Raw genomic sequence first — 9,887 nt, forward strand, 5'->3', positions numbered from 1 at the left:
AGAAAAGGGGGAGGGAGGGTTAAAAATAAAGTTTTAAATGAAAGGTTAATTCGGTTTTACCAATTAGAGGTGATCAAGTGAAGATTAAGGGAATCAATCATTTACTATTTTCTGTGTCTGACTTAGAGAAATCAATTGATTTTTATAAAGAAGTATTGGATGCAAAGTTATTAGTTAAAGGAAAAAATACTGCTTATTTTGACATGAACGGGATTTGGATTGCTCTTAATGTAGAAAAAAATATACCACGTCATGAAATAAACGAATCATATACGCATATTGCATTATCAATTGATGAAACAGACTTTGATCTTTTCTACAACAAATTAAAAAGATTGAATGTTAATGTTTTACCTGGACGCGAAAGAAATAAAAAAGATAAAAAATCAATTTATTTTACAGATCCTGATGGTCATAAGTTCGAATTTCATACCGGAACTTTAAAAGACAGAATGGATTTTTATAAAGCAGAAAAACCACATATGGAGTTCTATGATTAAAATAACAAAAAATTATATATGAATGATGATGGTAAATACTTAAAAGACATCAAAAATATGTATTTACCATTATTAAATTTTATATTTAGGTTTACATAACATCGATTATACCAAGTTAATGATTGATTTTAAAAGTAGCATCAAGTCTCATTAATCCTACTCTAAACGTTGCTGTGACAGTATTTATAGCCTGTTTATCTTTACTTGTTTTGTTGCCAACTTAATCATTATTTATAAGTTACATATCGTTATAGAAAATTATTTTTTGCATTTTACCTATGTAATTTGTCTTATTTAAATATTCTATGTGTAGTTCTGTATTATTCCTATTAATCTAATGATCTTGTATGTTGTCCTATTTTACGTTTTTAACACTCTTTTTTTGTAACCGATTACACGTATTACCTTCTCACTCCTTATGTTCTACGTTATAATTGACTATAGATATTATAATTTTCAAGCAAATCAATCTATATGAATCGGAGTGATCCCTTATATGACGAAAGCAGTTTGGTTTCCTGATGAAAACGCTTTAAAACAAACACGACTTTATCAATTTATGAACCGTTTAGGTTTTGACAATTATAATGAGTTTCATAATTATAGTGTTCATGACATTGCTGAATTTTGGCATGAATCGATTAAGGAATTAGATATTAATTGGTTTAAAGACTATGATCAAACGTTAGATTTATCTAATGGCGTGGTGTACCCAGAATGGTTTGTTAATGGCCAATTAAACGTGGCTTATAATGCTGTAGAAAAATGGGCATTAGATCCGAAGTTCAGAGATCAAAACGCTCTTATATGGGAAAGTGACGCTGGTGATACGGTAACATACACGTTTAAAAAGCTAGATGAAGAAGTGAACCGTGTAGCGAATGGTTTAATTAATCATGGTGCTAAACAAGGTGACATTTTTACGATTTATATGCCGATGATTCCAGAGGCGACGATTGCAATGTTAGCGATCTCTAAAATTGGCGCAGTCTTCTCTCCTGCTTTCTCTGGTTACAAATCAGAAGCAATTTCAACACGTATGAACGCTGCTGAAGCTAAATATTTAATTACAGCTGATGGTTTCAGCCGTGGTGGTAAACCTGTTAATTTAAAAAATGAAGCGACAATTGCTGTTAATGAATCGCCATCAATTGAGAAAGTGTTTATGGTCGAACATTTAGGTACTGATGTCACATGGGATGATACTAAAGACGTTACGTGGTCTGAGTTAGTATCTACAAATGCAGATTTCAAATCAGTGAAAACGAATGGCAATGATCCTTATATGATCATTTATACGTCAGGTACGACTGGTAAGCCTAAAGGTGCTCTTCATACTCATAATGGCTTCCCATTAAAGTCTGCTTTTGATGCGGGTATTACAATGGATGTATCTCCTGGTGATACACTGTTTTGGTATACTGATATGGGTTGGATGATGGGACCATTCTTAGTATACGGCGGGCTTTTAAATGGTGCGACAATATTAATGTTCGAAGGTACCCCTACCTTCCCTAAGCCTAATCGTATTTGGGAGATTGTTGAGAAACATCAAGTCACCCATTTAGGGATCGCGCCAACGTTAATTCGTACACTCATGACGTTAGATGAATCATATGTAACACAACATGACTTATCATCATTAAAGTTGATTGGCTCAACAGGTGAACCTTGGAATGAAGAGCCTTGGATGTGGCTGTTCGAAAAAGTATGTCGTAAAGAGATTCCAATCTTCAACTATTCAGGTGGTACAGAGGTTTCAGGCGGTATTTTTGGTAATGTATTAGTCAAACCAATTGCGCCAGTTGGCTTTAATGCTGCTTTACCAGGTATGGATGTTGATGTTTATGACGAAGATGGAAACCGCGTTGAAAGCGAAGTTGGCGAATTAGTTCTGAAACAGCCGTGGGTCGGTATGACAAACGCATTCTACAAAGAAAATGAACGTTATGAGAACACGTATTGGAACCGATTTAAAGATACATGGGTCCATGGAGATTGGGTTATTCATGACGATGAAGGTTTTTATACGATCACTGGCCGTTCTGATGATACGTTAAACGTAGCTGGTAAACGTTTAGGGCCAGCTGAAATTGAATCGATTTTTGTTGAACACGAATCGGTTGTGGAAGCTGGTGTGATTGGCATTCCTGATGAAGTTAAAGGTGAAAAGCCGATTGCATTTGTTGTGACGAAAGGTGTTCCAAATAATGAACAGGCTTTGAAAAACGAGCTAATTGATCATGCTATAAATCGTCTAGGAAAAGCAATAGCACCGAGAACTGTGCATATTATTGAAGATCTACCGAAAACACGAAATGCTAAAGTGATGCGCCGTGCTATTAAGTCAGCCTATTTAAATAAAGACGCTGGCGATCTATCAGCTTTAGAGAATCCACACGTCGTTGATCAAATTCGTGATATTGGTAAAGTGCAAAACTAATAATAAGACGCTTGGATCAAAAATTTCCAAGCGTCTTTTCTAATAGTTATTATTATGTTTTGTGATGATCTGGTGTTGATTTAATCGATAGAGTGCTTGTTCAATTGATGTTTCAATATAACCGACGATTTGTTGTAAAGTAAATACTTCAAGTTTTTCATTGATATTTTGGCTGTCAAAATGTAAATCATCTAATACATAGTTTGTAAAATCGATCACATGTTGTTGTTTGACTTCTTCTAGGTCGATTATTTGCGGAAGGTTCGAATTCAATGTATCGATTAACTCCTCTTGGTAACCATAGTATTCTATTAATTTTGCATTTAAGAACCAAAAATCTCGATGATATGCTTTAAACAATTGTTCATCTGCTTCCATACGATTTTTTAACCATGGTAAATAAAACCCTTGTAACCATAGATCGTCAGCAATGAGATGAGTGTAGTATCCTTTAATATAGTCTTCATCGAATAATAAGTTATATTTATTATAAAACGCTTCATAATCAATAATTCTAGTATAATTGTGATGTTCGCCACTATAGAAATGTGATTTTTCTTTTGGTGATACAGCATCAGGAGCTATTCCTCCGAGTAAAAAAGCTGTACGGTCAAAAACGTCGACATTTTCCAAAATACGATTTGCTATGACTAAGTGCATAATACGAGAGCCCAAAATGATAACTCCTCTCTATTTGTAGAAAAAAACTGAAGTGAACATACTTAATACTGAACCAACAAAAACAATCACGCTAACACCAAATAATAAGTGAAAGTTAATGACACCAACATTTAAGATGATGCCTATTAGCCCAATGATCGCGGTCATTAAACTAATGTAAAACAAGCTATTAAAGAACATAAAATTGTAATCATTTTTAGCTTTAAGTATTGTTTGTGAAAGAATAATAAAGAAAGAAATCAATACAAAGCCTAATATAATGAGTAAATGAACCATGGTCCTCTATCCATTCTATCGTAGGTTTTTAGTAAGGTTTACATAATATAGTTATAGTTAACTATAACTACCAATTGTTCTTCCGACGATTTTTCCTGTGAATAAACAGCCACCTAAAAACGTTCCTTCTAATGCACGGTAACCGTGAATCCCACCGCCACCAAATCCAGATGCTTCTCCTACTGCGTATAATCCTTTAATCGGTTCACCGTTTTGGCCTAACACGGTACCTGATAAGTCAGTTTGCAGGCCACCAAGCGTCTTTCTACTTAGTATGTTTAATCGTACAGCAATTAATGGTCCATTCTTCTCTTCTAAAATTTGGTGCGGTTTAGCTGTGCGGATTAACTTATCTCCTTTATAAAATCGTGAACCTCTAAGAGCAGTAATTTGTAAGTCTTTAGTGAATTTGTTGTTTATTTCGCGGTCACGAGCTTCAATCTGTTTACGTATATGTTCTTCATCAAGTAGATTTTCTCCTGTTAATTCATTCATTTCACTAACTAAATCAGATAATTGATCAGCTACAATAAAGTCTTCACCTTTAGATTTGAAGGCTTCAACAGGTCCTGGTGCTCCTGGTAACACTCGTTTTAGCAGTTGTCTAATACTTTTTCCAGTTAAATCAGGATTTTGTTCAGATCCCGAAAGAGCAAATTCTTTTTCAATAATTTTTTGCGTTAAAATAAACCATGAATAATCATAACCCGTTTTCATGATCGACTCAAGCGTTCCAAGTGTATCAAAACCAGGGAAGTTTGGTGCAGGGAAGCGATTTCCTTCTGCATCTAACCAAATGGATGATGGTCCAGGTAATATACGAATACCGTGATGAGACCAAACGGGGTTCCAGTTTTTAATTCCTTCGGTGTAATGCCACATACGATCTTTATTTGCAATGTTTGCCCCTGATTCTTCAGCAATAGTAATCATGCGTCCATCGACGTAATCAGGAACACCTGAAATCATATTTTTAGGTGGATTGCCTAACCGTTTTGGCCAATTTTTTCTGATTAGGTCGAAGTTGGCCCCTACGCCACCACTCGCAACTACGATATGTTCTGCTTCATATTCAAAATTACCCACGACTTCTCGAGAGCTTTTCTCACCACGTTTATCATGATCATCTTTTAATATAGAGCCTTTAACTCCGGTTGCGACTTGGCCGTTGATCATTAATTGATCAACTTGATGCCGTGGTTTATATGTAACCAATCCACCGGCGATAAACTTTTTAACTAGCTTTTCAAAAGGTTCTACAATGCCAGGGCCAGTTCCCCAAACGATGTGAAATCGAGGAACCGAGTTGCCGTGACCTTCTGCTAAATATCCGCCTCTCTCTGCCCAACCAACGACAGGGAACAAACTAATCCCTAGTCGCCTTAACCAGTCTCTTTTTTCGGTAGCAGCAAATTGTAAGTAAGCTTTTGCCCATTGCTTTCCCCAGTAATCTTCACCTTCTCTGTCAAAGTTAGCGGAGCCGAACCAATCTTGTTCGGCTAATTCTAGTGAATCTTTAATCCCCATTTTGCGCTGTTCAGGTGAATCTATTAAAAATAGCCCACCAAAAGACCACCAAGCTTGTCCACCGAATGAGGTTTCGGGTTCTTGATCAAGTAATAATACTGTTTTACCACTATTAGCAATCTCAGCCGTCGTAACTAGGCAGAAAGACCTGCACCAATAACAATCGCATCATATGACATATTAATCCTCCAATCATAAGTTTACATATTATAAATATAATAAACTTGAATGCCTCGTTGACTTAAATTAGTAAATAAAACAGCATGACTTAGTACGAATTGCTAAGCCATGCTGCATTGAAGTTATTACACAGGATAAACACCGTGTTTTCGTTCAGTAAATGTTAAGTTTTTAGATTGATAGATATCGAGTCTTTGTGTCAATACATCTCTTAAGTTATTTGGCTGCACGATATCATCAACAATCATTTCAGAAGCTAGTCTGTAAATATCAATGTTCTCTTTATATTCCTCTTGTTTCTCTTTAATGAATGCCGGGCGCTCTTCTTCCGGTAGTTCAGCAATTTTATTAGCATATACAGCGTTAACGGCAGCTTCAGGTCCCATAACAGCAATTTGCGCTGTAGGAAGTGCTATCGTTACGTCGGGATCAAAAGCTGGTCCTGCCATCGCATATAGTCCCGCGCCATAAGCTTTTCTTACGACGACACAAATCTTCGGTACGGTTACTTCACTCATAGCTGAAATCATTTTCGCTCCATGACGAATAATACCAGCACGTTCAACCTTCGTTCCAATCATGAAGCCTGGAATGTCAGCTAAGAAGACAAGCGGAATGTTAAACGCATCACACAGTTGAATAAACTTTGCTGCTTTATCTGCTGAGTCATGGAACAATACGCCACCTTTCATACGTGGTTGGTTCGCAATGATCCCAACTGATTTACCATCAATTCTCGCTAACCCAGTAATCAACTCTTTTGCAAACTCTCGCTTTATTTCACAGAAACTATCGTTATCAATCAAACGATTGATTAACTCATACATATCAAACGGAGCATTTTGATTTTCTGGAATTAAGTCGCTAATCGTTTTATCAAATTGACCAGGATCGATCGTTTCTTTTTCAGGTGGTTGCGTTCTAAAGTTTTGTGGGAAGTATGTTAAATATTTTTGAGCATATTCAATTGCTTCCTGCTCACTTTTAACTAAAACATCTCCAACACCTGATACTGAACAATGCATTTGTGCACCGCCCATTTCTTCAAGTGACACTTTTTCTCCGATTACTTTCTCAGCCATTCGTGGAGAGCCTAAGTACATCGAGGCATTGCCATCAACCATTACTACGATGTCACAAAAGGCTGGTATGTAGGCACCACCAGCTGCAGATGGACCAAATAATAAACAAACTTGTGGTACTCGCCCTGACATTTTTACTTGATTATAGAAAATACGACCTGCTCCACGCCGGTTTGGGAACATGTCAATTTGATCTGTAATACGTGCACCTGCTGAGTCAACTAAGTACAGCATTGGGACTTCTAGTTTCATTGCCGTTTCTTGGATTCGAATGATTTTTTCAACCGTAAGTGCGCCCCAAGAGCCAGCTTTTACAGTGGAATCATTCGCCATAATCGCGACGGTCTCACCGTTAATTTTTCCTAAACCTGTGACGACACCGTCTGCTGGTAACGATTCATCAACACAGTTTGCAAAAAATGCATCTTCTACGTTTAAATCTTCATCTAATAACATCTTTAAACGGTCACGAACGAACATTTTACCTTTTTCAGCATTCTTTTCGTGGTACTTTTCCGCACCACCTTTTTCTATTCGATCGCGAATCGCTTGGTGTTGTTCTTCAAATGCCATGTTATGGTCACCCTTTCTACTTACCAGTAAAGATTGGTTTTCGCTTCTCTTTAAAAGCTTCTAATGCTTCTAAGCGATCTTTAGTTGGAATCGTATTTAAGTATTTTTCTCTTTCTAATTTCAATCCAGTTTCAATGTCATGGTCTAAACCTTCATCAATCGCTTGTTTAGCCATTTGAACGCCAACAGGTCCATTTGAAGCTATTTGATTAGCAATCTGTAAAGCTTCGCCTTGTAGTTCTGTAAGTTCGACGACTTTTTCAATTAAACCAATTCGTTCTCCTTCATAACTATCGAAACGTTTAGCAGTTAAAATATAATATTTTGCTTTAGCTAAACCGATTAAGCGTACTAAACGTTGTGTTCCACCTGCGCCAGGAATAATCGCTAAAGACGTTTCAGTTAGTCCCATTTTGGCGTTTGTGCTTGCAATACGGATGTCACAACCTAATGTTAGCTCTAAGCCACCTCCGAATGTAGCACCGTTAATAGCTGCAATCGTTGGAACTTTTAAGTTTGCTACACGTGTGACAAGTGAGCCAATTTGCCCGACTGTTTCAACGACTTGGTCTTGTGTCATTGTGCGTCTTTCTTTTAAGTCAGCTCCTGCACAAAAAGCTTTTTCACCATTGGCTGTAATAATTAATGCTCTTAATGTTTCGTGTTGTTCAATTGAATCAAGTTGTTCGTTAAAATCTTGCATTAACTGTTTGGAAAAAGCGTTAGCCGCTTCAGGCCTATTTAACGTTAACTTCCCAATGTAATCATCAATCATCTCAAACTGAACAGTGCTCAAAACATCACGTCCTTCTTACAACCTTCTTGAAATACCCATTTGTTTACTCGGTAAAGGTTGGTCTAGTTTTGATTCTATAAATTGAGCTGCTTCTTGAAGTTTATAAAGGTCAATCGATTGTTCTAGCCCCATTTGCTGAAGCATATGGGCTAAGTCGTCTGTTGCAACATTTCCAGAAGCCCCTTTCGCATAAGGACAGCCGCCTAAACCACCTAATGCACTATCAAAAATATGATAGCCGAGCTGAAGTGCTACAACAGTATTAGCTAAAGCCATACCGCGCGTATCATGAAAATGTAAAGCGAGTTGCTCTTTTGAGAAATGTTTTTCAAACTCACCTAACACATGCTCGACTTGAACTGGATTAGCTACCCCGATCGTATCACCAATCGACAATTCGTCGATGCCCATATTAAAAAGATTGTCACAGACATCGATTACTTGGTGTTCATCGACATTGCCTTCATAAGGACAGCCGAACACTGTAGAAACGTAACCTCGTACAGATTTACCGGCCTTTTTAGCCTCATCGACTACTTCTTTTAAGACAGGGTAAGTTTCAGAAATTGATTTGTTAATATTGTTTTTATTGTGCGATTCGCTAGCAGACATGAAAATGGATACTTCATCTACTTCAGCTTCAATCGCACGTTCTAAACCTTTCATGTTCGGAACTAAAGCAGCATACGTTACCCCATCTTTTCGTTCAATCGATTGAGCTACCTCAACAGCATCTTTTAATTGAGGAATCCACTTCGGATGAACAAATGAGGTGATCTCGATATATGAAAGTCCGCTTTCTGACATTCGATTAATCCATTCGATTTTATCTTCTGTTGCGATTTCTTTCTTTTCATTTTGCAAGCCGTCTCTTGGACCGACTTCTTTTATTTGTACTTGTTTCGATCGATTCATATAGTCAGTACTCCTTTATAGTCATACTGTTTATTCAATAATGGCAATAACGTCGCCTTCATTAACGAAATCTTCTTCTTTAACTTTTAATTCCTTAACCGTACCACTTGCTTCAGCAGCGATTGGAATCTCCATTTTCATCGATTCTAAAATAACAATATCTTGACTTGAGTCCACTGTGTCACCTTCACTCACTAATACTTTCCATACGTTTCCTGCCATGTTTGCTTTTACTTCTGTCATTTTAACTTCCTCCTATTGTTTAATCATAAATTCTTGGATAAACGATGTCCTCGTATCACCTTTTTGAAATGCAGGTGATTGGGTTACATCAATTAAAAATGGGATATTCGTTTTAATGCCCTCTACTTCGTAATCATTCAATGCTTCTTTTAAGTGTTCAATTGTTTCAGCACGAGAATTGCCGAATGCAATTAATTTAGCAACCATTGGGTCGTAATAAGGCGTTACTTTATACTGGCTGTTAACACCTATATCATGACGAATGTTAGTTCCAACTGGTGGATTAAAGGCTGTTATTTGACCAGGTGATGGGAAAAATGTCTTCGGGTCTTCAGCATAAATTCTAGCTTCAATGGCATGCCCGTTAATCTGTAAATCTTCTTGAGAGAATGATAGCTTTTCTCCATAAGCAATTTTAAGTTGTTCTTCAACAAGGTCGACACCTGTAATTTGTTCTGTAACGGGGTGTTCGACTTGAAGACGTGTGTTCATTTCTAGAAAATAGAAGTTTTGATCTTCATCAACTAGAAACTCAATCGTTCCAGCGTTTTTATAGTTAATTGCTTTGGCTGCTCTCACACCCGCTTCACCCATTTCTTGTCGAGTCTCTTCTGTCAAAAGAGGTGAAGGAGCTTCTTCAATTATCTTTTGATGCCTTCTTTGAATTGAAC

Annotated in this window: 8 protein-coding genes and 1 pseudogene; 2 read left to right on the plus strand and 7 right to left on the minus strand. The window is 37.0% G+C overall.

Translation table 11 applies throughout. The features are described 5' to 3' along the window. The first annotated feature begins 77 nt into the window (after positions 1-77). On the plus strand, positions 78-500 hold the full coding sequence (fosM, locus tag A194_RS0111385) for a FosM family fosfomycin resistance protein (protein WP_017186968.1): 423 nt from the start codon (positions 78-80) through the stop codon (positions 498-500). 496 nt (positions 501-996) lie between these two features. Beyond that, the gene (locus A194_RS0111390; RefSeq protein ID WP_017186969.1) at positions 997-2,943 is read left to right on the plus strand and encodes an AMP-binding protein; all 1,947 of its coding nucleotides are present in this window, start codon (positions 997-999) and stop codon (positions 2,941-2,943) included. Between the two features lie 39 nt (positions 2,944-2,982). Here A194_RS0111390 and A194_RS0111395 read toward each other — a convergent pair whose 3' ends face one another. The 7 genes and pseudogenes from A194_RS0111395 to A194_RS0111430 form a co-directional block, all read right to left on the minus strand. Next, positions 2,983-3,618 carry a zinc dependent phospholipase C family protein gene (locus A194_RS0111395; protein WP_017186970.1) on the minus strand — a complete coding sequence of 212 codons (636 nt, stop codon included), beginning with the start codon at positions 3,616-3,618 and terminating at the stop codon, positions 2,983-2,985. Between the two features lie 339 nt (positions 3,619-3,957). Beyond that, positions 3,958-5,606 (minus strand): annotated as a pseudogene (locus tag A194_RS18260) (FAD-binding dehydrogenase). A gap of 126 nt (positions 5,607-5,732) precedes the next feature. Continuing rightward, positions 5,733-7,262, minus strand: coding sequence for an acyl-CoA carboxylase subunit beta (locus A194_RS0111410; protein WP_017186973.1), 1,530 nt, complete (start codon positions 7,260-7,262; stop codon positions 5,733-5,735). 16 nt (positions 7,263-7,278) lie between these two features. Then, a complete protein-coding gene (locus A194_RS0111415) occupies positions 7,279-8,058 on the minus strand; it encodes an enoyl-CoA hydratase-related protein (protein ID WP_017186974.1) in 780 nt (259 codons plus the stop codon). A gap of 15 nt (positions 8,059-8,073) precedes the next feature. Beyond that, positions 8,074-8,973: a hydroxymethylglutaryl-CoA lyase gene (locus tag A194_RS0111420; protein WP_017186975.1), complete on the minus strand. Its 900-nt coding sequence runs from the start codon at positions 8,971-8,973 to the stop codon at positions 8,074-8,076. A 30-nt stretch (positions 8,974-9,003) separates the two neighbouring features. After that, complete coding sequence (locus A194_RS0111425; RefSeq protein ID WP_017186976.1) at positions 9,004-9,216, minus strand: acetyl-CoA carboxylase biotin carboxyl carrier protein subunit; 213 nt, start codon at positions 9,214-9,216, stop codon at positions 9,004-9,006. Between the two features lie 12 nt (positions 9,217-9,228). Next, the coding region (locus A194_RS0111430) for an ATP-binding protein (protein WP_017186977.1) at positions 9,229-9,887 on the minus strand (659 nt) is incomplete at its 5' end.

This window comes from Alkalibacillus haloalkaliphilus C5 (genome assembly GCF_000269905.1).
GTDB lineage: Bacteria > Bacillota > Bacilli > Bacillales > Alkalibacillaceae > Alkalibacillus > Alkalibacillus haloalkaliphilus_A.

What these genes read in the sequence shown, in the direction of transcription:
- A194_RS0111390 (WP_017186969.1), top strand. Translation starts at nt 997, where the DNA reads ATGACGAAAGCAGTTTGGTTTCCTGATGAAAACGCTTTAAAACAAACA.
- A194_RS0111420 (WP_017186975.1), bottom strand. Translation starts at nt 8,973, where the DNA reads ATGAATCGATCGAAACAAGTACAAATAAAAGAAGTCGGTCCAAGAGAC.
- A194_RS0111410 (WP_017186973.1), bottom strand. Translation starts at nt 7,262, where the DNA reads ATGGCATTTGAAGAACAACACCAAGCGATTCGCGATCGAATAGAAAAA.
- A194_RS0111425 (WP_017186976.1), bottom strand. Translation starts at nt 9,216, where the DNA reads ATGACAGAAGTAAAAGCAAACATGGCAGGAAACGTATGGAAAGTATTA.